General features: G+C 75.1%; 18 protein-coding genes. 11 read left to right on the top strand and 7 right to left on the bottom strand.

What is annotated here, in order from left to right:
* Nucleotides 1–176: 176 nt before the first annotated feature.
* The 4 genes from AC5K6T_RS17180 to AC5K6T_RS17165 all read left to right on the top strand — a co-directional run bounded on the left by AC5K6T_RS17180 (nt 177) and on the right by AC5K6T_RS17165 (nt 4,850).
* Nucleotides 177–842 carry an isochorismatase family protein gene (locus AC5K6T_RS17180; RefSeq protein ID WP_493209977.1) on the top strand — a complete coding sequence of 222 codons (666 nt, stop codon included), beginning with the start codon at nt 177–179 and terminating at the stop codon, nt 840–842.
* Nucleotides 842–2,728 (top strand): anthranilate synthase family protein, encoded by a 1,887-nt coding sequence (locus AC5K6T_RS17175; RefSeq protein WP_493209975.1) that lies wholly within the window; start codon nt 842–844, stop codon nt 2,726–2,728. Before AC5K6T_RS17180 ends, AC5K6T_RS17175 begins: the two co-directional genes overlap by 1 nt.
* Nucleotides 2,725–4,083 (top strand): 3-deoxy-7-phosphoheptulonate synthase, encoded by a 1,359-nt coding sequence (locus AC5K6T_RS17170; RefSeq protein ID WP_493209973.1) that lies wholly within the window; start codon nt 2,725–2,727, stop codon nt 4,081–4,083. The genes AC5K6T_RS17175 and AC5K6T_RS17170 overlap by 4 nt, the downstream gene beginning before the upstream one ends.
* 128 nt (nt 4,084–4,211) lie before the next feature.
* Complete coding sequence (locus tag AC5K6T_RS17165) at nt 4,212–4,850, top strand: 4'-phosphopantetheinyl transferase family protein (protein ID WP_493210816.1); 639 nt, start codon at nt 4,212–4,214, stop codon at nt 4,848–4,850.
* Between the two features lie 37 nt (nt 4,851–4,887).
* Here AC5K6T_RS17165 and AC5K6T_RS17160 read toward each other — a convergent pair whose 3' ends face one another.
* Nucleotides 4,888–5,733, bottom strand: coding sequence for an AfsR/SARP family transcriptional regulator (locus AC5K6T_RS17160; RefSeq protein ID WP_493209971.1), 846 nt, complete (start codon nt 5,731–5,733; stop codon nt 4,888–4,890).
* Between the two features lie 321 nt (nt 5,734–6,054).
* Here AC5K6T_RS17160 and AC5K6T_RS17155 point away from each other — a divergent pair, with 321 nt between their 5' ends.
* A complete protein-coding gene (locus tag AC5K6T_RS17155; protein WP_493209969.1) occupies nt 6,055–8,334 on the top strand; it encodes a glycosyl hydrolase family 18 protein in 2,280 nt (759 codons plus the stop codon).
* 381 nt (nt 8,335–8,715) lie between these two features.
* Nucleotides 8,716–9,108, top strand: coding sequence for a nuclear transport factor 2 family protein (locus AC5K6T_RS17150; protein WP_493210814.1), 393 nt, complete (start codon nt 8,716–8,718; stop codon nt 9,106–9,108).
* Nucleotides 9,109–9,225: 117 nt separating this feature from the next.
* On the opposite strand, the gene AC5K6T_RS17145 is transcribed toward AC5K6T_RS17150, so the two are convergent.
* The 4 genes from AC5K6T_RS17145 to AC5K6T_RS17130 form a co-directional block, all read right to left on the bottom strand.
* Nucleotides 9,226–10,500 (bottom strand): T6SS phospholipase effector Tle1-like catalytic domain-containing protein, encoded by a 1,275-nt coding sequence (locus AC5K6T_RS17145; RefSeq protein ID WP_493209968.1) that lies wholly within the window; start codon nt 10,498–10,500, stop codon nt 9,226–9,228.
* A 141-nt stretch (nt 10,501–10,641) separates the two neighbouring features.
* Nucleotides 10,642–11,250, bottom strand: a complete 609-nt coding sequence (locus AC5K6T_RS17140; RefSeq protein WP_493209966.1) for a toxin — start codon at nt 11,248–11,250, stop codon at nt 10,642–10,644.
* 525 nt (nt 11,251–11,775) lie between these two features.
* Nucleotides 11,776–12,657 (bottom strand): diacylglycerol/lipid kinase family protein, encoded by an 882-nt coding sequence (locus AC5K6T_RS17135; RefSeq protein WP_493209964.1) that lies wholly within the window; start codon nt 12,655–12,657, stop codon nt 11,776–11,778.
* A gap of 113 nt (nt 12,658–12,770) precedes the next feature.
* Nucleotides 12,771–14,366: an FAD-binding oxidoreductase gene (locus AC5K6T_RS17130; protein WP_493209963.1), complete on the bottom strand. Its 1,596-nt coding sequence runs from the start codon at nt 14,364–14,366 to the stop codon at nt 12,771–12,773.
* 265 nt (nt 14,367–14,631) lie between these two features.
* On the opposite strand from AC5K6T_RS17130, the gene AC5K6T_RS17125 reads away from it, so the two are divergent.
* From AC5K6T_RS17125 to AC5K6T_RS17105, 5 genes are all read left to right on the top strand, one after another.
* Entirely contained in the window at nt 14,632–15,231 is a 600-nt protein-coding gene (locus AC5K6T_RS17125) for a TetR/AcrR family transcriptional regulator (protein WP_493209961.1), read from the top strand.
* A complete protein-coding gene (locus AC5K6T_RS17120) occupies nt 15,228–16,802 on the top strand; it encodes a glycerol-3-phosphate dehydrogenase/oxidase (RefSeq protein WP_493209959.1) in 1,575 nt (524 codons plus the stop codon). The genes AC5K6T_RS17125 and AC5K6T_RS17120 overlap by 4 nt, the downstream gene beginning before the upstream one ends.
* 268 nt (nt 16,803–17,070) lie before the next feature.
* Nucleotides 17,071–19,242, top strand: a complete 2,172-nt coding sequence (locus AC5K6T_RS17115; RefSeq protein WP_493209957.1) for a SpoIIE family protein phosphatase — start codon at nt 17,071–17,073, stop codon at nt 19,240–19,242.
* Nucleotides 19,243–19,694: 452 nt separating this feature from the next.
* Nucleotides 19,695–20,630 (top strand): DUF6924 domain-containing protein, encoded by a 936-nt coding sequence (locus AC5K6T_RS17110; protein ID WP_493209955.1) that lies wholly within the window; start codon nt 19,695–19,697, stop codon nt 20,628–20,630.
* A gap of 157 nt (nt 20,631–20,787) precedes the next feature.
* Complete coding sequence (locus AC5K6T_RS17105) at nt 20,788–21,228, top strand: OsmC family protein (RefSeq protein WP_493209953.1); 441 nt, start codon at nt 20,788–20,790, stop codon at nt 21,226–21,228.
* Nucleotides 21,229–21,250: 22 nt separating this feature from the next.
* Here the strand turns inward: AC5K6T_RS17105 and AC5K6T_RS17100 are convergent, their stop codons facing one another.
* Together AC5K6T_RS17100 and AC5K6T_RS17095 are read right to left on the bottom strand one after the other, a co-directional pair.
* Nucleotides 21,251–22,729 carry a glutamate-cysteine ligase family protein gene (locus AC5K6T_RS17100; protein ID WP_493209951.1) on the bottom strand — a complete coding sequence of 493 codons (1,479 nt, stop codon included), beginning with the start codon at nt 22,727–22,729 and terminating at the stop codon, nt 21,251–21,253.
* A gap of 215 nt (nt 22,730–22,944) precedes the next feature.
* Entirely contained in the window at nt 22,945–25,284 is a 2,340-nt protein-coding gene (locus AC5K6T_RS17095) for a SpoIIE family protein phosphatase (protein ID WP_493209949.1), read from the bottom strand.
* Nucleotides 25,285–25,393 lie beyond the last annotated feature (109 nt).

Below are 25,393 nucleotides of genomic sequence, written 5' to 3'. Positions count from 1 at the left end.
CCCCGGTCCCGGCCGCCCCACCACGACCGGCCCGACCCCGCCCGGGACCCCGCCCGGGACCCCGCCCGGGACACCGACCGGGGCCGCCCCCGGACCTGCCGGACCCTGACCCGACCGGGCCCGGGAGCGGCCCCTCCCGCCTCCGCCGCCCGTCCCCGAACCGGAAAGGACCCCACGTGGCGATCGCGCCGATCGACCCGTATCCGATGCCGTCCCCGGCCGAGCTCCCGGCGAACACCGTCTCCTGGTCGGTCGACCCGGAGAGGGCCGTGCTGCTGGTGCACGACATGCAGCACTACTTCCTCGCCCCGTTCGCCGAACACGCCCGCCCCCGCACCGACCTGATGGACAACGTCACCGCCCTGCGCGAACGCTGCCGGGCGCTCGGCGTCCCCGTCGTCTACACCGCCCAGCCCGGCGGCATGAGCGCCGAACAGCGCGGCCTGCTCAAGGACTTCTGGGGTGCCGGCATGTCCGCCGACCCGGCCGACCGCGGCATTCCGGACCCGATCGCCCCCCAGGACACCGACACCGTGCTGACCAAGTGGCGGGCCAGCGCCTTCCACCGCACCGGTCTGCTGGACCTGCTGCACGGACGGGGCCGCGACCAGCTGGTGATCTGCGGGGTCTACGCGCACGTCGGGATCCTGCTCACCGCCTGCGACGCGTTCGCCCACGACGTCCAGCCGTTCGTCGTCGCCGACGCGGTCGCCGACTTCGGCCCCGACCACCACCACATGGCCCTGGAGTACGCCGCGACCCGCTGCGCGATGGCCGTGCCCACCTCCACCGTCCTGCGGTCGCTGACCGCGGCGGCCTTCGCCGGCGCCGGAGGGGCGTGATGGACCAGCTGGAGGAACTGGTCGCCAGCGGCTCTCCGTTCGCCCTGCTGCACCGCCCCGACCACGGCACCCCCGGCCACGCCGACCTGCTGACCGGCGACTTCACCGAGGTGGCCGGCACCCACGAACTCCCCGTCCCCGACTTCGGCGACCCCGGCACCCACGAGGTGCTCGCCGTCCTGCCGTACCGCGTGGTCGGCGAGCGCGGCTACGACCACCACGACGACAAGGAACCGCTGCTCGCCATGCGGGTGCGCACCCAGGCGCTGCTGCCCGTCGACGACGTCCTCGACCGCGTCCTGGCCTGGCCCGTCAGCACGACCGAGGGCACCTTCCACCCCGGTGACGACGAGTACGGCGACCTGGTGCGCCGGGTCCTCACCGACGAGATCGGCCGCGGCTCCGGCGCCAACTTCGTTCTCAGGCGCAGCTATGTCACCGAGATCCACGACTGGTCCGTGCGCTCCGCGCTCGCCCTGTGGGGCCGGCTGCTGCGCGGTGAACCCGGCGCCTACTGGACCTTCCTGATCCACACCGGCACCCGCACCCTCATCGGCGCCAGCCCCGAACGGCACGTCAGCCTCGACGCCGGCGTCGCCGCGATGAACCCCATCAGCGGCACCCACCGCTACCCCGCCGGCGGCCCGACCGAGGAGTCGGTGCTGTCCTTCCTCGCCGACGCCAAGGAGACCAACGAGCTGTACATGGTCCTCGACGAGGAACTGAAGATGATGAGCCGGGTGTGCGACGGCGTGCACGTGGTCGGACCGGACCTCAAGGAGATGGCCCACCTCGCCCACACCGAGTACCACATCGTCGGCAGCACCACCCGCGACGTCCGCGACATCCTGCGCGAGACGCTGCTCGCCCCCACCGTCACCGGCAGCCCGGTGCAGAGCGCCTGCCGCGTCATCGCCCGCACCGAACCCGCCGGCCGCGGCTACTACTCCGGGGTGGCCGCCCTCATCGGCCGCGACACGGCCGGCCGCCGGCGCATGGACTCGGCCATCATGATCCGCACCGCGGACGTCGACGCCTGCGGCCGCATGGACCTCGGTGTCGGCGCGACCCTCGTCCGCGACTCCGACCCCGCCAGGGAGGCCGCCGAGACCGCGGCGAAGGCCGCCGCACTGCTCGGCGCACTGCACCGCACCCCCGGCCCCGCCGAGCGGCCGGCCACCCGCCTGGGCACGCTTCCCCGCGTCCGGGCGGCTCTGGAGCGGCGCAACGCCCCGCTGGCACCGTTCTGGCTCGGTGCCGCACCGGCCCGCCCCGCGTCCGGTCTGAAACTCCTCATCGTCGACGCCGAGGACACCTTCACCTCGATGTGCGCGCTGCAACTGCGCAGCCTCGGGCACGAGGTCGACGTCCGCCGCTTCGACGAGCGCTACCGCATCAGCGGCTACGACCTGGTCCTGCTCGGGCCGGGCCCCGGAGACCCCCGGGAAGGCGGCCACCCCAAGATCGCCCATCTGCGGGCGGTCACCGGCAGCCTGCTCGACCTGCGCATCCCCTTCGTCTCGGTGTGCCTGAGCCACCAGGTGCTGGCCGGCCTCCTCGGCCTTCCGCTGCGCCCCCTGCCGTTCCCGAACCAGGGCGTGCGACGCACCGTCGACCTCTTCGGCACGCCCACGCCCGCGTACTTCTACAACACCTTCGCCGCGCACAGCGACAGTGCCCTCGTGGCCGGCCCGCTGTGCCCCGGCACCGTGGAGGTCGCCCACGACCCCGCCACCGGAGAGGTGCACGCTCTGCGCGGCCCCGGATTCGCGTCCGTGCAGTTCCATCCCGAGTCCGTGATGACCCGTCACGGCACCGAGATCCTCGACACCCTGGTCACCGGCGCACTGGCACCGGTGCCGCACGAAGCGGAGCTGTTCGCGTGACCACTGTGGCCGACCTTCCCGACGCGCAGCCGGTGCGGACCTGGCGCGCGCTGCCCGCCCGCCAGCAGCCGCCCTGGCCGGACCGCGCCGCACTCGACGCGGCCGTGGGCACCCTCGAAGCCGCCCTCCCGCTGGTCGTCCCCCACGAGTGCGACCGGCTGCGGGCCCGCCTGGCGGAGGTGGCCCGCGGCGAGGCCTTCCTCGTCCAGGGCGGGGACTGCGCCGAATCCCTGGACGCCGTCAACGCCGTCTCCCTCGCGCGGACCGCCGGACTGCTGCAGCAGCTCGCCACCGTCCTCGGCTACGCCCTGTCCCGCCCCGCGGTCACCGTCGCCCGCATGGCCGGCCAGTACGCCAAGCCGCGCTCGAAGCCGACCGAGGTCCGCGACGGCGTCGAGCTCCCGGTGTACCGGGGCGACGCGGTCAACGGCCACGCCTTCACGGCCGCCGACCGCACCCCCGACCCGCACCGCCTGGTCCGCGCCTACCACGCCTCCGCCGCCACCCTGAACCTGGTGCGGGCCTTCGGCAACGGCGAGCGGGCCGGCGACCTGCGCGCCCTGGAGGGCGTCGTGGCGTACGCCGGGTCAGGCCCCGGCCGCTGGCGGCCGCTGGCCGACCGCATCGTCCGGGCGGGCGGCTTCACCGGCTCCGGCGGCTGGCACACCCCCGGCGAGCTGTTCATGTCGCACGAGGCGCTGCTGCTCGACTACGAGTCGGCCCTGACCCGGGTGGATCCCGCCACCGGCCGCCCGTACGCCACCTCCGGCCACCTGCTGTGGATCGGCGAGCGCACCCGGCACCCCGACGAGGCGCACGTGGAGTACTGCGCCGGGGTCGGCAACCCGCTGGGCGTGAAGATCGGCCCCGGTGTCACCGGCGACGAACTGCTGCGGCTGGTCGACCGGCTCTCCCCGGACGACGAGCCCGGACGCCTCACCCTGGTGTCCCGCATGGGGGCCGGACGCGTCCGCGAGGCGCTGCCGGCGCTGGTCGAGCGGGTCCTGAAGGAGGGCCGCACCGTCGCCTGGGTCTGCGACCCGATGCACGGCAACACCGTCACCGCCCCCTCCGGGCACAAGACCCGCCGCTTCACCGACGTGCTCGACGAGGTGACGGGCTTCTTCGAGGTGCTCGGCTGCGCGGGCGCCCACCCGGGCGGGGTGCACCTCGAACTCACCGGTGACGACGTCACCGAGTGCGTCGGCGGGGACGGCGGCATCGGCTTCGACGACCTCGGCACCCGCTACCGGAGCCTGTGCGACCCCCGGCTCAGCCGTGAACAGTCCCTGGAACTCGCCTTCCGCCTCGCCGAGCGGCTCACCGCCGCGGACCCCGCCGGGAGCATGCCGTGATCACCGACGTCCTGGCCGGAGCCGCGCCGGCCGCCGCCGCACCGCCCGCCACGCTCCCGCCGGCCACCCCGGCCGGCGGGCCGGCCGCCGCGGTCGCCCCGGCGGCTCCCGCCGGCACCGGTCTCCGCCTGCTCGCCGGCATCCTGCCGGCCAGGACGGCCACGGCGGAGGTCCGCGGCGCGGAGCTGCCCGAGTCCGGACTCTTCCCCGAGGAGCGGGCCCTGATCGCGCGGGCGCTGCCCAAGCGGCGGGCGGAGTTCACCACCGGCCGCGGCTGCGCCCACCAGGCCCTGGCGGGGCTGGGCGTTCCACCCGTGCCGGTGCTGCGCGGGCCCAGGCGTGAGCCGCTGTGGCCCGCGGGGGTGGCCGGCAGCCTCACCCACTGCCACGGCTACCGTGCCGCGGCCGTCGCCTGGCAGACGCACTTCCTGTCGGTCGGGATCGACGCCGAGGAGGACCGGCCGCTGCCCGAGGGTGTGGTGGACCGCATCGCCCTGCCCGCCGAGCGGGCCCAGCTCACCCGGCCGGGCGGCCCGCACTGGGACAGCCTGCTGTTCAGCGCCAAGGAGTCGGTGTACAAGGCGTGGTACCCGCTGGCCGGCCGCTGGCTGGGCTTCGAGGACGCCCACGTCACCCTGCACCCCGGCGGCACCTTCGAGGCGCGCCTGCTGGTCGCAGGGCCCGTGGCCGGGTTCCGGGGCCGCTGGGCGGCCGGCGACGGGCTGCTGGTGACGGCGATCGCCCACCCGGCGGAGCCCCGCCGGTAGCCGCGCCGCGGGGGCCGGCCGGACCCCGTCCCGCGGCCTACCGTCCGGCCGTCCCGCCCGGGTCCGCGGGGTGGGCCGCCGGGCCGGGCCAGGGTGCCTCCGTGCCCAGGGCCGGGTCGGCGCGCAGGATGCGCGACTGGAGGGCGACCAGAACGGCGCTGGGCTCCACGCCCAGGTCGCGGCGGAGCGCGCGGCGGACGCGCTGGTACGCCGCGAGCGCCTCGGCGGTACGGCCCTCGCGGTACAGGGCGAGCATCAGCAGGCCGTGCAGCCGCTCGTGGTGGGGGTGGTCGCCGCCCAGTGCCTCCAGGGCCTCGGCCGCTTCTCCCGTCGCGCCCGAGCGGACGTCGAGTTCGGCCAGTTCGAGTTCGGCCGTCAGCCGCATCCCGGTCAGCCGGCGGCGTTCGAGCAGGGCCAGTGGGCCGGGTACGGCCAGCAGCGGGACGTGGCCGTGCCATTCGGCCAGGGCCCGCCGGTAGGCGGTGCGGGCGGCGGCCGGGTGGGTGTCGCGGCTGTGCCGGGCCTCGGCCAGGCTCCGGCGGAACCGCCACAGGTCCGCATCGCCCGGCGCCGCCTGGAGACCGTAGGCGGCGCCTCGCGAGAGCAGCAGCCGGGGTGCGGCCCGGCGGGGCCGGTCGGGCTCCAGGACCTTGCGCAGCCGGGCGGCGTAGGTCGCCACGAGTCCGTGCGCGCCGGACGGCGCCGCGTCGCCCCACAGCGACCGGATCAGGTCGGTGCGGTCCACCCAGCAGCCGGGCCGCAGCAGCAGCGCGGCGAGCAGCGCGGTCTGCATGGGCGGGCCGGGGGCGAGGCGCCGTCCGGCGAGCGACACACGGGCCAGGCCGAGGAGTTCGTACTGGACGGGGCTGTCGGGCGGACACATGGACGGCTCCTTCCCGGGCTTTGGTCTGGACCAATCATGCCGCGCGGCGCACGCCGTGACACCGGGCCGGACGGACACGGAATGGACAACCGGTGGACGCGGGATGGAAGGGCCCGGCGCACCCCTGGACCCCGCGCCCCGCCTGTGGCACCACTTGGTCCAGGCCTTTCACGGGAATCCGTCCGGCGAACCTGCCGGGCCCGGCCCGCGACCGCCCTCCGTCCGACCGCACAGCACGCCCGACGACCGCCCGCGGCCGCGGGCGCGCGCACCTCTGCCCACCGCTCGGCGACGACCGGTCACCCCATGAGAAGAGGCGCCATGAACCGTGCGAGACGAACGCTCACCGCTGTGCTGACCGCCCTGCTGCTCCCGCTCGGGCTCCTGGTCGCGCTGGCCGGCCCGGCCCACGCCGCCGCCCCGACCGCGACGTTCACCAAGACCTCCGCCTGGGAGACCGGCTACACCGGCCAGTTCACGATCAAGAACAACGGCACCACGACCATGACCGCCTGGACGGTCGAGTGGGACCTGCCCGCGGGCACCGCCCTGGGCGCGTACTGGGACTCGCTGATCTCCAGTTCGGGCAGCCACTACACGGCCAAGAACCGCGAGTACAACGGCACGCTCGCTCCGGGTGCCTCCACCACCTTCGGCTTCGTCGCCTCCGGCACCGGCGCCCCCGTCGGCTGCAGGCTCGACGGCGGCCCCTGCGACGGCTCCCCGGCCGACACCCCGCCCAGCGCGCCCGGCGCCCCGCAGTCAGCGGGCGTCACCGCCACCTCCATCGCGCTGACCTGGGCCGCCGCCACCGACGACAAGGGCGTGAAGAACTACGACGTGCTCCGCGGCGGCACCCTCGTCGCCACGGTCGGCGACACCGCCTACACCGACACCGGCCTGACCCCCGACACCGAGTACACCTACACCGTCCGGGCCCGCGACACCGCCGGCCAGACCGGCCCGGAGAGCCCGGCCACCCGCGTCCGCACCGCCGCCGGCGGCGGTACCGACCAGCCCCCGACCGCGCCCGGCACCCCGCGCGCCGACGGGATCGGCGACACCAGCGTCACGCTGAGCTGGACCGCGGCGACGGACGACCACGGGGTCAAGAACTACGACGTCTGGCGCGGCTCGGTGCTCGCGACCACCGTGACCGGCACCACGGCCACCGTCACCGGTCTGACCGCGGACACCGACTACACCTTCACCGTCCGGGCCCGCGACACCGCCGGCCAGGTCGGACCGCCCAGCCCCGGCCTCACCGTACGCACCACGGGCGGCGGCGAACCGGCCGCGTACGCCAAGGTCGGCTACTTCACCCAGTGGGGCATCTACGGCCGCGGCTACACGGTCAAGAAGCTCGACACGCTCGGCGCCGCCGCCAAGCTCACCCACCTCAACTACGCCTTCAGCAACATCCACCCCACCCAGCTCACCTGCATGAACGGCGTCACCAAAGCCACCACCCCGAACCCGCAGGACCCGAACCAGGGTGACGGTGCCGGCGACTCGTGGGCGGACTACGAGCGCTCCGTGGGCGCCGCCGAGTCGGTCGACGGCAAGGGCGACACCTGGGACCAGCCGCTCGCCGGCAACTTCAACCAGCTGAAGAAGCTCAAGGCCAAGTACCCGCATCTGAGGACGCTGATCTCGATCGGCGGCTGGACGTACTCCAAGTACTTCCACGACGTGGCCCTGACCGACGCCTCCCGCAAGAAGTTCGTGTCGTCCTGCGTCGACATGTACCTCAAGGGCAACCTGCCTGCGGTCAACGGCCGAGGCGGCACGGGAGCGGCGGCGGGCGTCTTCGACGGCATCGACCTCGACTGGGAGTGGCCCGGCTCCGAGGGGCATCCGGGCAACCACTGGTCGGCGGCGGACCGGGACAACAACACCCTGCTCTTCGCGGAGTTCCGCCGCCAGCTCGACGCCCTGACCGCCACCACCGGCAAGAAGTACCTGCTCACCTCCTTCACCCCGGCCGACCCGGCCAAGATCGAGGCGGGCTGGGACATCACCACCCGGGACGGCACGCCCAGCGTGTTCGACTACATGGACTTCGCCAACGTGCAGGGCTACGACTTCCACGGCGCGGGCAGCGACAACTCCTGGGAGCCGAACCGCACCGGACACCACATCAACCTCTACCGCGACGCGCAGGACCCCTACGCGACCGGGTTCAACGTGGAGCGTGCCGTCCAGACCTACCTGGACGCCGGCGTCGACCCGCGCCGGCTGACCGTCGGCCTCGCCTTCTACGGGCGCGGCTGGCAGCAGGTCGAGGACGGCGGCGTGCGCGGCGAGTGGCAGAAGGCGAACGGCGCCGCGCCCGGCCAGTTCCCCGAGGAGGCGGGCACGCGCGGCTACGACAACCTGATGTCCTCGGTGCCGGGGCTGACGGTCTACCACGACGAGCAGTCCGTCTCCGCCTACGGGTACACCGGCGACAACGGCCAGTGGTGGAGCTTCGACGACGCCTGGACCATCGGCCGCAAGGCGGCCTGGATCAGGAGCAAGGGCCTGCTCGGCGGCATGATCTGGGAGATGTCCGGCGACAGCGGCACGCTGATGACCGCTCTGGACACGGGCCTGCGCTGATCCGAGCGGCCTGCGTGCCGCACGGCGTTGATCCGAGCGGCCTGCGTGCCGCACGGCGTTGATCCGAGCGGCCTGCGTGCCGCACGGCGTTGATCCGAGCGGCCTGCGTGCCGCACGGCTTCCCTGCCGCGGGGCCTGCGTGGCGCAGGGCCTGCGTGGCGCGTGAACGTGGTACCGCATGCCCCCGGTACCGCACGACCCCGGTACCGCACGGCCGGGGCCCACGGACACCGCCGTCCGTGGGCCCCGGCCGTGGGTCCGCCGTGCCGCGCCCGCCCGCCGCGCATCCCCCGTGCCGCCCGGGGGCCTGGACGGAGCCGGGGGAGGGGGCCTACGCTCCGACCATCTGGTCAATTTGTTGAGTATATGAAGCGAGGGACCATGCACCCCTTCCGCGCCGCCGTGGAGGCCCGCGACACCGACGCCGTCGAGGCCCTGCTCGCCGACGACGTCGTCTTCACCAGCCCCGTGGCCTTCAAGCCGTACCCGGGCAAGGCGATCACGGCCGCGATCCTCCGCGGGGTGCTGCGCGTCTTCGAGGACTTCACCTACGTCCGGGAGATCGCCGACCCCGGCGGCCGCGACCATGTGCTGGTCTTCACCGCCACGGTGGCGGGCCGCCGGATCCAGGGCTGCGACATCCTCCACCTCGACGAGGAGGGCAGGATCGACGACCTCACGGTCATGGTCCGTCCGCTGTCCGCCGCGAAGGCGCTGTCGGATGCGATGGGCGCCCAGTTCGAACGGATCGCCGCCGAGGCCGCGGGCGCGTGACCGCACCCGGCGGCCCGGCCCCCGCGGTCTCGCCGCACCGCGGGCCGCCCGGCGCCGCACCACGGCGAACGGGCCGGTCGTCCCCGTGAGGAGGGCGCCGGTCCGCAGACCCGCTCGTCACCGCCGGCCCTCCGCCCGGCCCTCCGCCGGGCCGTCCTCCGGGCCGCCGCGGGGCGTGGCCGTCGCGGCCGGGCCGGCCGGGGAGGCGCCCGACGGGGTGTCACTCCCCGCGGGGCCGTACGCGGCCGGGGGCATCGGCGGCAGGCCCGCCGCCAGGCCCGGCAGCAGGACGGGCTCCAGCCGGACCTGCCCGCCCTCCAGATAGCGCTGCAGCTCCCGCGGCCGGTACCCCAGGTCCTGGTCGTAGCGCTCCTTGGCGGGCACCGACACGAACTCGTTGCCGTCCAGCACGCCCCGGGCGTCGGCGGCACATCCGATCGGCCGGTGCAGCGGCCTCGTCAGGCGGTAGAGCCTCTCGCGCGAGCGATGCGGATCGGCCATGCCGTCCGGCTGTACCCGGAACGCGGTGTTCTCCTCGGGCCGCATGGTCTCGGGCCCGTCCTCGCCGAGCACGTCCGCGTCGAACTCCAGCCCGTAGCGGCGGGCCTGGTCGGCCATCCACAGCAGTGCGACATCGGACAGCCCGGTCTCCGGATAGCCGCCGCCGACATCGCAGTGCACTCCGGTGAACCACACCTGACGCAGCTCCTGGCCCCGCTCGCCGGCTCCAGGCCGCTGGTGCCAGAGCGTCGGCCGGAACGGCGCGCGCTGCTCGTCGACGGCCAGCGCGTGGAAGGCCCCGTCGACCCAGTTGCTCAACTCGGTGTCGTGGAAGGCCCAGCGGCGGTTGAACCGGGTCGTCGCCGCCCGCAGGGGCGCCGCGCTCGGCACGGGGATGCCGAGAGCGCCCACGGTGTCCCACACCCCGATGAAGCGGATCCGCGTCTCCCACGCGTAGGTGCGGCGGAACAGTGTGCAGGCCGCTCCGCCGGGCCGCTCGACGCGGTCCCGGTACAGCGCCCACGCCTGCTTCAGGCGGTGGGCGTGGTCCGGGCGCAGGATGCCGCAGTTGCGCACCAGGCCGGACAGGCTGCGGGCGGTGAACGCGCCCCGGCTGAACCCGAAGAGGAACAGTTCGTCGCCGGGCTCGTACGCCTCGACCAGGAAGCGGTAGGCGTCGACGACGTTGCGCGACAGGCCGACGCCGAACGCCCCGCCGCGCAGCCGCTCGCCCCGTCCGGCCCCCACCCCGCTGTGGTAGTAGACGCGCTGCTCCCGGCCGGCGGCGGACACCGGCAGCACGGCCAGGGCGGTCTTGGCGACGTTGGTCCTGCTGGGCTGGTCGGGGACGTTCCACGTGCCGTCGCAGCACACCACGAGGCGCTTGGCCATGACGTTCCCTCCTCGTGCCGAGGGCGGAGCGGCGCACAGCACCAGTTCCATGCTCGCACCGTGCCGGAGGCCCCGCCATGCGGCCGGTCCCGCCCCGCCGCCCCGCTCCGGCCCGTCCCGGGCAGGGGCGCGGCCGGCGGCTCACCTAAGGAGCGGTCCGCTGTGACTGCTGAGGGACAGGTCGATGCGGCCCTCCACGGTGGCGGCGCTGACCGGCCCCCGCGCATAGCGGCCGGTGACCCAGGTGCGGACCTCGCGTGCGAAGACCAGGCCGAAGGTCTCCGCGTCCCGCTCGTGGTCGTCGCCGCAGGCGGTCCGCGCCGCCACCGCCGACAGCGTCTCGTGGGGGACCTGCCGGGCGGCGAGTATCTCGGCCGCCACCCGGTGGAGGGCCCCGGCCGGCTCCGGGGCGGAACCGCGCGCGGCGCCGGGCAGCCCGGCGAGCGTGCGCGGGCAGTCGCCCTGTTCCTCGTGCCACAACTCGTGTCCCAGGATGACCAGCTGAGCCTCCGGTACGGCCCGTTCCTCCACGACGATGACGGACCGGTCGCCGCAGTCCAGGCGCAGTCCGGAGACGGGGACGTCCTCGGGGAAGGCCCGGAGCACCAGTTGGACGGGCCGGCCGCGGCGCACGCTCATGGCGCGGCAGAACTCCTCCATCACGACCCGCGGAGCGGCGGGTCTCGTGAGCACGCGGGCCGCCTCCCGGCCCAGGTCGGCCAGGAGTGCCCTCATCGCTCTGCTGCTCACGGCAGGTGTCCTCCTTCGGCGGGGCACGGACCGGACGGCGCCTTCGGGCGGCCGTCCGGGCCCGCGGCGGCACCGGCCGTGCCGTCGCGGGGCCGACCCCCTCGCGCCGTGCGTGCGGCCGGGGCTGGTACGGGTTCGGTCTCGGGCTGTTCCGCCGGTGGGACACCGGGCAACAGGGCGCGGTCCGGGGTCACCTGACGGCGCACCGGGGCGCGTCGTCGGCGTCCCGGTGCGCTCTGGGCCGGGTGGGTCGGACCGTACGCATCATGGGGTTGTCAGCTTACGGCCAGTGACCCGGCCGCCCGGGATACCTTTCCTGGCCAACAACGATCACCGGAGGGCGGTATTCGGGCACACCGAAGCGCCCCCGGGGCGGGAGACTCCCGGGGGCTGCCGCGGAGCACGGTCCGGTGCGGACGGGACGACGGTCGCGGTGACGGCCGAACGGGACTCCTCCGCGGGGCGGGCGCCGAGCGAACGGCCGCCGAAGTCCGCCCGCGGTGCGCGAGCGGACTCGCGGCCGGATCAGGCCAGGACGTTCAGCGCCCCCGGCCGGATGCGCACCGTCACCGGGAGCACCGCGTCGACCTCGCCGTCCGCGCCGTACGGGACGAAGCGGTCGGCCTCGATCCGGATCTCCCGGCCGCGCAGGATCTCCACCTGCGGGCGGTCCACGTGCGCGCCGCTCTTCAGCTCGTTCATCATGGCGAAGAACAGCCGCTTGGGGGCGTGGCCGATGACCACGACGTCCAGCAGCCCGTCGTCGAGGCGGGCCTCGGGCGCGATGTTCCTGCCGAAGCCGTAATAGCCCGAGTTCGCGGCGACCACGGTGTAGCCGCGGCGCTCGTGCGGCACTCCGTCGACGGTGATGCGGTACGCGGCGGGCCGCCAGCCGAGCACCGCCCGTGCGCCTCCCACGTAGTACGAGGCCGCGCCGCGCAGCAGCCGGGAGGTGTTGGCATGCCGGTTGGCCACCGCGTCGACGCCCGCGTACACGCTGCCGAGGACGTGCACGCGGTCGTGCAGCGCGGACTCCACCTCGATGGTGTCGACGGCGCGCGGCGCGCCCTCCAGCAGCACCCGGGCGATCCCGGCGGCGTCGCCGGGCAGGCCGAGCGCCCGGGCGAAGTCGTTGCCGCGGCCGGCCGGCACGAGGCCGAACACCGCGTCGGTGCCGCTGAGGGCGCCGCCGACGCAGCCGGCCATTCCGTCGCCGCCGACGGCGAGCACGGTGTGCCCGCGGGCGCCGGCCGCGCGGGCGAGTTCCCGGGCGTGCTCCAGGTTCCTGCTGTACACGGTCTCGATCCGGGCCGACGCCTCGCGCAGCAGCCGGGCCACGGGGAGCAGGCCCGCCGCCCCGCTGGAGCCCCCGGCGGCGGGGTTGACGACGGCGGTGAACTGTCGCATGGGTCGGGCCTCCGGGCAGCTGGGTCGAGGAGTCGGCGGGGCGGCGGAGCGCCGGGCGGCGCGGGAAGCAGCGGCGCGGGCGGCGCGGCGCTGCGGGAGCGGGGTGGCGGGGGTCAGCGTACGGGGACGAGCACCCCGGGGCTGAGCACCCCGGAGGGGTCGACCTCCGCCTTGACGGCCTGGAGCATCCGGACCCCGACCGGGCCGATCTCCCGGGCGTACCAGTCGCGGTGGTCGGTGCCCACGCCGTGGTGGTGGCTGATGGTGCCGCCCGCCGCGAGGATCGCGTCGTTCGCGGCCCGCTTCGCGGGCTCCCAGTGGGCGACGGCGTCCTCGCCCTGCGCACAGACGACGGTGAAGTACAGCGAGGCGCCGTTCTCGTAGGTGTGCGAGATGTGGCACATGACCAGCGCCGGGGTGCCCGCCGCGGTCAGCGTCGTGGTGAGGGCCTCCCGCACCGCCGTGTACAGGCCCGGCAGCGCGGACCAGAACCCGGCGGTCTCCAGCGTCTCGGCGAACGCCCCCGCGTCGAGCAGCGCGTCGCGCAGGTACGGGGCGCGGTAGCGGCCGTGCTCCCACCGGTCGCCGGGCTCCTCGCCGGCGTACTCGCCGCCGCAGGCGAGCAGGATCTCGCGGGCGGCGGCGCGGCGGGCGGCCGTGTCCTCCTCGGTGCCCTCGTAGCCGGCGACGGCCATGCAGCCGGCGGGCGGCGGAGCGTCGGCGGAGCCGATGGCGTCGGGCTGGGCGAGCCCGACGAACGTCTCGGTCTCGTCGGACAGCCGCAGCACGGTGGGCCGGGGGCCGTCCTGGGCCAGGCGGCGCAGCGCGGCGGCGCCCTCCTCGAAGGAGGCGAAGCGCCAGCCCTCGTAGACCCGTCGGCGCGGCAGCGGGCGGATCCGGACGGTGACCGCCGTGATCACGCCGAGGGCGCCCTCGGAGCCGAGGACCAGCTGGCGCAGATCGGGTCCGGCCGCCGAGCGGGGGGCCCGGCCGGTGTCGAGGGTGCCTTCGGGGGTGGCGAGGGTGAGGGCGAGCACCATCTCGTCGAAGCGGCCGTAGCCGGCCGAGGCCTGTCCGCTGGAGCGGGCCGCGGCGAAGCCGCCGACGGACGCCCACTCGAAGGACTGGGGGAAGTGGCCGAGCGTGTAGCCCCGCTCGTTCAGCAGCGCCTCGCACCGCGGTCCGCGCAGGCCGGGCTGGAGGGTCGCGGTGCGGGACACCTCGTCGACGGCGAGGAGCTGGTCGAGGCGGCGCAGGTCCAGCGCGACGAACGGGCGCTCCGTCTCGGGGCTGAGGCCGCCGACGACGGAGGTGCCGCCGCCGAAGGGCACGGCACACAGGCCGTGCGCGGCGCAGGCGCGCAGCACGGCCAGCACCTCGTCGTGGCTGCCGGGCAGCACCACGGCCGCCGGGATGTCGTCGACCTCGCCGGCGCGGATGCGCAGCAGGTCGGGCGTGGACTTGCCGCGGGTGTGGCGGATGCGGCTCTCGGCGTCGTCCCGCAGCGCGTCCGGTGCGGAGACGGCGGCGAGCAGCGCGGCGCGGGCCGTGTCACCGAGCGCGGACGGGGGCACCTCCACGGCGCCGAGGTCCACCGGGCCGCTCCCGCGGGGTGTCACACCGAGCAGGTCGCGCAGCAGGCCGGTCACGGTGTCGGGCAGCGGGGCCGCCTCGGCCGGGTCGCCCCAGCCACTCCACAGCATGTCCACTTGGTAGGTCCTCACGGCTCGGTCACGGCTCGGGCAGGGCTCGGGCGTGGCCTCGGTCGGCGTTCCGGTCGGGGTTCCGGCCGGGGTTCCGGTCGGGATTCGGCCGGAGTCCGGCCGGGGTTTCGGTCAGGGGTCTGAGGGAGTCCGCAGGGGACTCGGTCGTGCCGGGGTCGCGGCGCGACCGGGGCGCACCCGCGGCCCGGACGCGGTCGGTGCGCGGCCGGCGCCGGTGTCCGCCTCGCCGCTCTGCATTACACTGTGACACATGACGCCCATTCGTCACAACGCCTCGGATGCGGATCCCGTGCTCGACGCCGCGCGCGACTGCGTGCTCGCCGTCGGCGTACGGCGCACCACCCTGACCGACGTCGCCCGGCGTGCGGGCGTGTCCCGGATGACGCTGTACCGGCGCTGGCCCGATGTGCGCAGCCTGGTGGGCGACCTGATGACCCGTGAGTGGATCGCGGTGGCCGCCGCGGCGATGCCGCCCGCCGACGACCCCCGTCCCGTCCGCGCCCGCGTCGTCGACGGCCTCGTCGGGGGCGCCGCCGCGTTCCGCGCCCACCCGCTCTTCCACAAGATCCTCGACGTCGACCCCGAACTGCTGCTGCCCTACATCCTCGACCGGCGCGGCGCCAGCCAGGAGGCCCTCCTCGGCCTCCTCGCCGCCGCCCTCGACCAGGGCCACCAGGACGGCTCCGTACGACGGGCCCGCACCGACCTCCAGGCCCGCTCCCTGCTGCTCGTCGTCCAGTCCTTCACGCTCTCGCTGCGCACCATGACCGACACGGACGACCCCGAACTGACCGAAGGCGCCTTCCTCGACGAACTGCGCACGCTGCTGGAGAGGACCCTCACGCCATGAACCGCCGCCCCACGAGCGCCGCCGCCCTGCCCGGATCCTCGCTCACCGCCGAACGCCGCCGCCGCGAACTGGCCGAACTCGCCGAGGGCGCCCAGGGCGCCGAGGTCGACGTGCTCGTCGTGGGACTGGGCGCGACCGGCGCCGGCGCCGCCCTCGACGCGGCCACCCGCGGACTCACCGTCGCCGCGATCGACGCCCACGACCTCGCCTTCGGTACGTCCCGCTGGAGCTCCAAGCTCATCCACGGCGGACTGCGCTACCTCGCGGCCGGCCAGCTCGACGTCGCCCACGAGAGCGCCGTCGAGCGCGGCGTCCTCATGGAGCGCACAGCTCCCCACCTGGTCCGCGCCCACCCCTTCGTGCTGCCCCTCACCCCGCTCGTGGGCCGCGGCCAGGCCGCCCTCGCCCGCGCCGGCTTCCTCGCCGGGGACGCGCTGCGCGCCGCCGCCCGCACCGCCCGCGCCACCCTGCCCGCGCCACGCACCCTCTCCGCCGTCGAGACCCGCCACCTCGCCCCCGCCCTCAGGCCCGCCGGACTGCGCGGCGGACTGCTCTCCTGGGACGGCCGGCTCACCGACGACGCCCGCCTGGTGACCGCGCTCGCCCGCACCGCCGCCGCCCACGGCGCCCGCGTCCTGACCCGCGCCCGCGCCCTGCAGCTCACCGGCGACGGGGCGCTGGTCCGCGACGAGACCACCGGCGAGACCCTGCGGATCCGCGCCCGCGCCGTGGTCAACGCGGCCGGCGTCTGGGCCGGCGGACTCGTCCCCGACGTCCGGCTGCGGCCCTCCCGGGGCACCCACCTCGTGCTGCGCTCCGAAGCCCTCGGCCGCCTCTCCGCAGGCCTGCACATCCCGGTTCCCGGCGAGACCAACCGCTTCGTCCTCGTCCTGCCCCAGGACGACGGCAGGGTCTACGTCGGCCTCACCGACGAGCCGGTCGACGGCGACATCCCCGACGTGCCCGAGGTCCCCGAGACCGACATCGGCTTCCTCCTCGACGTGCTCGGCTCCGCACTCGACGTCACCGTCCACCGGGACGACCTGGTCGGTGCGTTCGCCGGGCTGCGCCCCCTGCTCGACACCTCCGGCACCGGCGGCCGCACCGCCGACATCTCCCGCAAGCACGCCGTCCTCACCTCGCCCGACGGCGTCGTCACCGTCGTCGGCGGCAAACTCACCACCTACCGCCGGATGGCCGAGGACGCCGTCGACGCCGCGGTCACCGCCCGCCGCCTCCTCGCCGGCCCCTGCCGCACCGCCGCCGTCCCCCTGGTCGGCGCCGCCGCCCCCGACGCCCTGGCCCGCCTCGACGCCCCCGCGCACCTGGTGCGCCGCTACGGCAGCGAGGCCCCGGCCGTCCACGCGCTGGGCCTCGCGGACCCCTCGCTGGCCCGGCCGGTCGTGCCCGGACACCCCGTCACCGGCGCCGACCTGCTGTGGGCGGTCCGCCACGAAGGCGCGCTCGACGAGGCCGACCTCCTCGACCGCCGCACCCGCATCGGCCTCGTCCCGGCCGACCGCAGCGCCGCCGAACAGGCCGCCCGCGACGCCCTGACGCGCTCCGCCTGACCGCCTGCCCCCGTCTCCCCCCGTCTGCCCCGTCTGCCCCGCCTGCCCCGCCTGCCCCCGTCCCCCGCCGCCGGTGCCGCGGGGTTGCCGCGCCGCGGCCGGGCAACCCCGGCGCGCCCGTCCCGGGCGCCCGGCAGCGGCCCGCGGAGCGCTCTCACGCACCGGCCGTCGCCCCTCGGCGCGAACCCCCGGCCCCGGTGCCATGCTGGAGAAGGGAGCCTCATCAGCGACGAGGCCACGGCAGCGACGAGGCCACGGCGAGGGAGCGATGGACCACATCCGCCAGGGCCACGGCCAGAGCGAGGACGGGGGATCGGCGCACGAAGGCTCCGCCCGGTCGTCCGACCCGTTCGCGGGCCGCGCCGACGGCATCGAGGAGTGGGAGGTCAGCCACTCCCTCGTCGGCCAGTTCCTGGCGCGCTCCCCGATCGGAATGGCCGTCCTGGACACGAGCCTGCGCTACGTCTGGATCAACGACGCCCTGGAGCGGCTCAGCGGTGTGCGCCGCGAGCTGCGGCTGGGCAAGCGGCTGAGCGACGTGCTGCCCCAGCTCGACGCGCACGCCATCGAGGCGGTCATGCGGGAGGTCCTGCGCACGGGCACGTCCGCCGTGGACGTGGAGTACCACGGCCGCACCCCCGCCGACCCCGACCGGGAGCACGTCTACTCCACCTCCTTCTTCCGGCTGGAGAGCCCGTCGGGCGCGGTGCGGGGAGTCTGCTACATGGTCCTCGACGTCACCGACCGCTGGCGGGCCCGCGCCCGGCTGGCCCTGCTGAGCAGGGCCGGAGCACTCACGGCCCGCACCCTGGACGTGTACCGCCTCGCCGACGGCCTGTCCGAGGTGTGCGTCCCGGAACTGGCCGACCTCATCAGCGTGGACCTCCTGGACTCCGTGCTCCAGGGCGAAGCCCCGCAGACCGCGGCCCTGTCCGGCGGGCAGCCCCTGCGCCGGGTCGCGCTGCGGCACACGGACGCCGGCGGAACGGGGCCGACGGCGGCGGTCGGCCGCCTGGTGCAGTTCCGGCCCGGCTCCCCGGGCGCCCGCTGCCTGACCGGCGGACACCCCCGCCGGGAGTCCGTCCCCGACGGGTCCCTGACCGACTGGATGCCCGCCGACGCCCTGCTGCGCCCGGCCGGACCGGACCTCGGCCGCTGCTCGGTGATGCTGATCCCGGTCCGGACCCGCGCGACCGTGGTGGGCATGACCGTGCTGGTGCGCCGCGCCGACCGCGAGGCGTTCGACGAGGAGGACCTGCTCATCGCCGACGAGATCGTCGGACGGGCCGCACTCGGCGTGGAGAACGCCCGCCAGTACACCCGCGAACGCAACACCGCCCTGGCGCTGCAGCGGTTCCTGCTGCCCCGCAGGCTCGCCGCCCGGCCGACGGTCGAGGTGGCCAGCCGCTATCTGCCCTCGGGCGGCGGCGTGGGCGGCGACTGGTTCGACGTCATCCCGCTCTCGGGGGCGCGCGTCGCCCTGGTCATCGGCGACGTGGTCGGACACGGCATCCAGGCCGCCGCCTCGATGGGACGGCTGCGCACCGCCGTGCGCACCCTCGCCGACCTGGACCTGGCACCGGAGGACATCCTCGCCCACCTCGACGACCTGATGCTCGGGCTGATCGCCGACGAACCCGCCGAGGACCACGGACCCGCCCCCTCGGAACTCGGCGCGACCTGCCTGTACGCCGTCTACGACCCGGTCGCCCGCACCTGCGTCATGGCGCGTGCCGGGCATCCGCCGCCCGCCCTCGTCACCCCCGGCCACGGCGTCGTCTTCCCCGACCTCCCGCCGGGCCCGCCGCTGGGGCTGGGCGGCCTGCCGTTCGAGTCGGCGGAGGTCCCGCTGCCGGAGGGGAGCGTGCTCGCCCTCTACACCGACGGCCTGTTCGAGGTCCGCGGTCAGGACCCGGAAGTGGGGCTCGACCGGCTGAGCAGCGCCCTGGCCAGCCCCGAGCGGCCGCTGGAGCACATGTGCGCCGCGGTGCTCGACGAACTGCCCGCGGGCGGCCGCGACGACGACGTGGCCCTGCTCATCGCCCGCACCCACGGTCTCGGCACCGACCGGGTGGCCTCCTGGGACCTGCCCAGCGAACCGGCCGCGGTCTCCGGCGCCCGCGTCCTGACCCGTCGCTGCCTGGAGTCCTGGGCCCTGGACGGCCTGGCCTTCACCACGGAACTCCTGGTGAGCGAGCTGGTCACCAACGCCATCCGGCACGCGGCCGGCCCGATCCGCCTCCGGCTGATCCGCGACACCCACCTCACCTGCGAGGTCGCCGACGCCAGCACCGCCACCCCGCGGCTGCTGCACGCCCGGACCCTCGACGAGGGCGGCCGCGGACTGTTCCTCGTGGCGCAGCTGTCCCGCCGCTGGGGCACCCGCCACACCACCGACGGAAAGATCATCTGGGCGGAGCAGGACATCCCGCGCTCCTAGGGCGTGTTTCGAGAGTCCCGCCTGCCTGGCGGCGTCTGGCACGCACGCTCGCCGCGTTGTCGGGCTCGCCCCGATACATCCAGTATCGGGGCGACCCTCCGCCTTGCGATCGCACGCACCAGACGCCGCCAGGCCTGCCCTTCGGGCAGACGACGCTACTTTCGAAACACGCCCTAGCCGCGTGCCGGGCCGGGAGCGGTCCAGGAGCATCAGACGGCACCCCGACGCGTCCACACTGTGTCACCGCTGCCGCGGCGGGCACGCTCCGCCCGTCACCGAGCGGCGTCCGGGGAGTGCGTGCCGGACGTCGCGGCGGGCGGACGCAGCCTGCCGCGGCACCGGTGCCGCGACCGGGCGCACCGATGCCGCCGTACGGGGCCGGACGCGGCGCTCCCGGTGTGTACGACGGGGTGCGCTCCGCCGGTCCCCGCGCAGGTCCACGAAGGAGGATCATGTCCATTCCCGAGTTCCCCCAGCCCGCTCCGGGTGAGGTGCTGCTGGTGTCCACGTGCTACGAGGAGAACGGCCGGGCGCTGTGGGGCGGGCTGCTCGACGGGGTCCCAGGCCGGCGCGAGGGCGACGTCCTGGTCCTCGACGACGCCGCGGTGCTGCTCCGGGTGGCGCAGGACCCCGGCTGGGACGAACTGCACGGCGGTGACGTACCGGCGCTCGCGGGCGGCGGCGGGCCGCCCGTGGTGGTGCTCGCGGACCTCTCCGTCGCCCGCGGCGGCGGCCCCCTGCTGGTGGACGCGGCGGAGATACCGGGGCGCGGCGTGCGCGTCCCGCCGGACCGGCTGGGCGAGCTGCTGGGCGCGGTGCTGGACGGCACCCTCACCTTCGACGACCTGGTACGCGACATGGACACCCGCGGCATCTACCAGGGGCGGTGCGGCCGTCCCGCCTTCGCCGCCCCGACGGTGCCGCTGCGACGCTCGTTCCCCGCCCTGCCGCCGAGCGCGGTGTCGCTGCTGGTCCGCACCGGCTTCGACGACGACACGGGCTGGCGCGCGCTGCTGGAGGAACTCGGCGGTGCCGACGAGGACGGCTGGGTCGGCGTGCAGCCCGACTGGGGCGAGATCGACGTGGAGCAGTACCCGCTGACGGCGGTGGTGGTCGACGACCCGGCCTTCGAGGACCTGCTGCCCGCCCAGGTTCCCGCGCTGGTCACGACCGGCGAACGCACCATCCTGGTGCTGCTCGCCGACACCCGGACCTTCACCGAGCCCGGCCGGCCGCTGACCGCCGTCGACCTGTGGGACACCCCGGGCCGGTCGACGCTCCTGCCCTGCCACCGCGCCGGCTCCCTGGCGTGCGGCCTGGAACTCGGCACCACGGACTTCCACGAGTTCGTCGCGGTGGCGGACCCGGAGCCCCGGCGGGCCCGGTGACCGGTGCCCGGCCGCCCGGTCCTCCCCGAAGACGCCGGCGCGCCGGACCCGTAGCGGGCCGGACGGGGAGGACCGCGTACGGCCGGCCCTGACGTGGCGCCCGGCGACCGACCGGTTCCGGGCGCGGAACGGCCGGCCGCGGCACTAACGTCTCAGCATGACCGACAACTCCCTGCGCTCCGTGACCGTGGAGCGCCTCAGCACCGGCCGCTTCCTGGCGACGAACGCACGCGGCGGCACCGTCGCCTTCGGCAGCGCCCCGGACTCCGCCGGGGACGGCGCGTTCACGCCGGTCGAGCTGCTGCTCGCCGCGCTCGGTGGATGCACGGCGGTCGACGTGGACGTCGCCACGAGCCGGCATGCCGAGCCGGACCGCTTCCACATCACGGTGACCGGCCACAAGGTCGCCGACGAGCACGGCAACCGCCTCACCGGCCTGGAGATCTCCTTCTCGGTGTCGTTCCCGGACGGCGAGGGCGCCGAGCGCGCCCGGACGATCCTGCCCCGGGCGGTCCGGACCTCGCACGACCGGCTGTGCACCGTCAGCCGGACCGTCGAGGCCGGCACGCCCGTCGGCACGAGGGTCGAGGACGCCTGACGGGTCCGCCGAGCCCGGCCGGTCAGTCGACCGGCCAGGTGTGCACCGGCGCGTTGAGGTGCATGTAGTCGATGTACAGCTGCGTCATGCGGCGCAGCGCCTCGTGGCGGCCGCAGTGGTCGTGGTCCTCGATGCGGTGGAGCATCTCCTTCTGCCAGCCGGCTCCGTTGCGGGCCGTCATGCACCGCTGCTCGATGATGCCGAGCAGCGGCTCCCGCCAGGGCTGGTCCATGCCGGAGAGCTCCAGGCCGCGGTGCGCCAGCGGCAGCAGCCGGCGCAGGACGAGTTCGGGCACCGGGACCTCACCGGTGCCGGGCCAGTACAGGCTCGCCTCCATGCCGTGCCGGGCGGCCGCGTGCAGGTTCTCCTCGGCGACGGCGAACGACATCCGCGACCACACCGGGCGGTCCTCCTCCACCAGCGCCCGCGTCAGCCCGTAGTAGAAGGCTCCGTTGGCGAGGGTGTCGGCCACCGTGGGCCCGGCGGGCAGCACCCGGTTCTCGATGCGGACGTGCGGCCGGCCCTGGGAGACCGCGTAGACGGGCCGGTTCCAGCGGTAGATGGTGCCGTTGTGCAGGGTGAGTTCGGACAGCTCCGGGATGTCGCCCCGGCCCAGCGTCTCCAGCGGATCCTCCTCGTCGGTGAGCGGCAGCAGAGCCGGGAAGTAGCGCACGTTCTCCTCGAACAGGTCGAAGACACTGGTGATCCACCGCTCGCCGAACCACACCCGCGGCCGGACGCCCTGCACCTTGATCTCCTGCGGGCGGGTGTCGGTGGCCTGCTCGAACAGCGGGATCCGCGTCTCGTGCCACAGCTCCCTGCCGAACAGGAACGGCGCGTTGGCGGCCAGCGCGACCTGGACACCCGCGACGGCCTGCGCCGCGTTCCAGTAGTCGGCGAACTCCTGGGGGGAGACCTGGAGATGGAACTGCGTGCTGGTGCAGGCCGCCTCGGGGGTGATGGTGTCGGCGTAGGTGCGCAGCCGGTCGACGCCGCTCACCTCGATCAGCACGTCCTCGCCGCGGGCCGCGAAGATCTGGTCGTTGAGGAGGTGGTAGCGGGGGTTGTCGGACAGCGCCGCCCCGCTGACGTCCTTCTGGCGCAGCGTGGGCAGCAGACCGATCATCATCAGGTGGATGCCGAGCGAGCCGGCGCGCTCGTCCGCGTGGTCGAGGGCGGCGCGGATCTCGGACTCCCACGCGTCGGGGCCGCCGGCCGTCAGGGTGCGCGGCGGAATGTTGATCTCCAGGTTGAACCGGCCCAGTTCGGTGGACCACGCGGGATCCGCGATGCGCTGGAGGACGTCGGTGTTGCGCATCGCCGGCTCGGCCGCGTCGTCGACCAGGTTCAGCTCGATCTCCAGTCCGACCCGGGGCCGCTCCGTCTCGAACCGCTCCTCCCGCAGCATCTGCGCGAAGGCGTCGAGGCACGCCTGCATCTTCGTGCGGTACCGGCGGCGGTCCTCGCGGGTGAAGACCATCGCCGGGACGTCTCGTCCCATCGGCCCTCCAGGGTCGTCCTGCGCGGACCCTCCTCCTCCAGGGTCGCACCACAGTGTTCCGCCGACCACGCGGAGCCGCCCGCGGCCCGGTCCGCCGCGCCGGGACGGGCCCGCCCCGGACGCGCCGCCGCCCGCCCGGCGCCTCCGCCCGCCCGGGTGCGCCGCCCGCCCGGGGCGCGGGACGTCCGCTGCCCGCCGCCGTACGGCGCCCGGTCTCAGCGGGCCTGCTCCGCGGCCGTCTCCTCGCCGGTCCGCAGGGTGAACCAGGTGGTCTTGCCGTCGTCGGTGGGCCGCACACCCCAGCTGTCGGCGAGCGCGTCGACGAGGAGCAGCCCGCGGCCGGACTCGTCGTCCAGGGACGCCGGGCGCGGCTCGGGCAGTCGCGGGCTGCGGTCGGTGATCTCCACGGTGAGCTCGGTGGCGCTGCGGCGCAGATGCAGACCGAGCGGGCCCTGGGCGTGCCGGACGGCGTTGGTGAGGATCTCGGACACCAGCAGGCGGGCGTCGTCGACGACCGGGGCGCAGTCCCAGTCGGTGAGGGTCTTGGTCAGGAAGGAGCGGGCCTCCCCGACGGCGGCCGGCACCGCAGGCAGGGCGCTGGCGGCGGTGGCCAGCGGGGCGCAGGGCAGCCGGGCCAGCAGCAGGGTGACGTCGTCGTTGTGCCCCTCGGCGTCCGGCAGCAGTTCGGTGAGCACGTGGTCGGCGATGGCCTCCAGGCTGTCGGTGGTGGCGCAGGAGTCGTCGAGAGCGCTGACGAGCGAGTCCAGGCGGTGCTCGATGTCGCTGCCCGGGGTCTCGATCAGCCCGTCGGTGTAGAGCACGAGCGCGGCTCCGGGCGGGACGGCGGTGCTGGCCTGCTGGTGCAGGATGCCGCCGACGCCGAGCGGCGCGCTGACCGGCGCAGGGAGGGTGCGCACCCCGCCGTCCCGGGCGGCGAGCAGGGCCGGCAGATGGCCGGCGGAGCAGAGGGTGGCCTCGCCGGTGTCGGGGGCGAGCACCAGATAGCAGCAGGTGACCAGCTGGTCGGGCAGGTCGAGGTCGGCGACGATCGCGTCCAGGGACTGCATCAGCTGACGTGGCTCCATGCCCGTCTTGGCCAGCGCGTGCGCGGCGGCCCGCAGCTGCCCCATCACGGCGGCGGCGTCCAGGCCGCGCCCCATCACGTCCCCGATGAGGATGCCGACCCGGCCGGCTCCGAGCGGGATCAGGTCGAACCAGTCGCCGCCGACCCCGGCGCCCTGCGTGGCGGGCAGATACCGGCTGGCGGTGGCCAGGCCCGGAATGGCCGGCGGGGTGCCCATCAGGCTGCGCTGGAGGGTGAGGGCGATGTGCCGCTGCTGCTCGTACAGCGCCTGGAGTTCGGCCTCCGCGCGCTTGCGGTCGCCGATGTCGCGGACGATCGCGCACGCCCCCTCCACCGCGCCGTCCGCCGCCCGGGTCGGCCAGAGGGTGACGTCCACGTCCAGCAGCCGGCCGTCGCGGGTCACCCGGAGGGTCTCGAAGTGCTCGATCTTCTCCCCGTTGGCGAGGCGTTCCAGCAGCGCGTCGATCTCGTGCCCGTGGTCGGGCAGGGCGAGGACCGACACATGGCGGCCCATCACCTCCTCGGAGCTGTAGCCGTACATCCGCTGGGCGGCCGCGTTCCAGTAGGTGATCCGGCCGTCGAGGGTCTTGGCGAGGATCGCGTCCTGGGAGGACTCCACGAGCGCGGCGAGGTGGTTGATGTGCTGTTCGGCTGCCTTGCGGTCGCTGACGTCGCGTACGGCGGCGGAGACGAGGAGTCCGTCGGTGGTCTCCAGGGGGCTGAGGCTGATCTCCACGGGGAACTCGGTGCCGTCCTTGCGCAGTCCGTGGAGTTCGAGTCCGGCGCCCATGGGGCGGACCTGGCGGGTGGCGGCGTAGGCGGCGCGGTGGTGGGCGTGCTGGGGGCGGAAGCGTTCGGGTATGAGCAGGTCGACGCTCTGGCCGAGGAGTTCGGCGCGTCCGTAGCCGAAGAGGGTCTCGGTCTGGGCGTTGACCAGGCGGATGCGGCCTTCGTCGTCGACGATGACCATGGCGTCGGGCGCCGCCTCCAGCAGCCCGCGGAAGCGCTGTTCGGCTGCTTTGCGGTCGCTGACGTCGCGTACGGCGGCGGAGACGAGGAGTCCGTCGGTGGTCTCCAGGGGGCTGAGGCTGATCTCCACGGGGAACTCGGTGCCGTCCTTGCGCAGTCCGTGGAGTTCGAGTCCGGCGCCCATGGGGCGGACCTGGCGGGTGGCGGCGTAGGCGGCGCGGTGGTGGGCGTGCTGGGGGCGGAAGCGTTCGGGTATGAGCAGGTCGACGCTCTGGCCGAGGAGTTCGGCGCGTCCGTAGCCGAAGAGGGTCTCGGTCTGGGCGTTGACCAGGCGGATGCGGCCTTCGTCGTCGACGATGACCATGGCGTCGGGCGCCGCCTCCAGCAGCCCGCGGAACCGTTCCTCGCCCTTCTCGGCCCCGCCCACCGCAGGCTGCGTGCGGCAGCAGGCGGGAGGCGCCGCCGCGGCGTGCGTCGGCGCTGTGCCGCCCCTGTCGTCCATGCCGGCCCCCACCCGCCGCAGTCCACGGTGAACCTCACCATCACAGCGCATCGCCCCGCCCGCCACCCGCACATGCGCGTTACTGGTCGCTTGACGGCCGAACCTGCTC

The organism is Streptomyces sp. B8-7 (assembly GCF_058833805.1).
This window is presented reverse-complemented; position numbering and strand designations above follow the sequence as displayed.